Origin of the sequence: Streptomyces sp. SID13726 (assembly GCF_010548375.1) — a bacterium.
Classification (GTDB): Bacteria; Actinomycetota; Actinomycetes; order Streptomycetales; family Streptomycetaceae; genus Streptomyces.
Map to the genome: position 1 here is coordinate 1 of NZ_JAAGLY010000691.1, position 406 is coordinate 406.

A 406-nucleotide genomic window follows, 5' to 3' on the forward strand; every position below is an offset into this window, starting at 1 on the left:
AGCCGCTTGGTGCTCCAGAACGTCGGCGAGTAGTTCTCGCAGGTACCGGTCGCTTCGCACTTCTGATCGAAGGGCACGTCCGGCCACTTCGTCTGGTTGGCCGCGGTCAGCTTCTCCGGCGCGCAGTCGAAGACGTCCTTCTCGGGCAGGCAGCGCTCAGCGGTCTCGAAGAGAACCTGCGCGGTCGGCTTGACGGTGGCCGCGTCGGAGAGATTCGAGCCGTAGGTGATCTTCTCGAGGTGGCCGCCACGGGTGTACTGCTCGAGCGTGCCCGTCGGGTTCGCAGTCGAGATACCGCGCTTGTAGCGGTTGGTCTCGGTGCCGTAGGTGTGGGTGATCAGGCCGCCGCGGGTGTCGACGACGAAGTCGAGGTTCCAGCGCCAGGCCTGCTTGCACCAGGACGCCT

General features: G+C 65.8%; 1 protein-coding gene. It reads right to left on the minus strand.

The window, feature by feature from the left end; all coding sequences use genetic code 11:
- On the minus strand, positions 1 to 406 hold a 406-nt coding region (locus tag G3I78_RS49805; RefSeq protein WP_164437288.1), incomplete at both ends, for a hypothetical protein.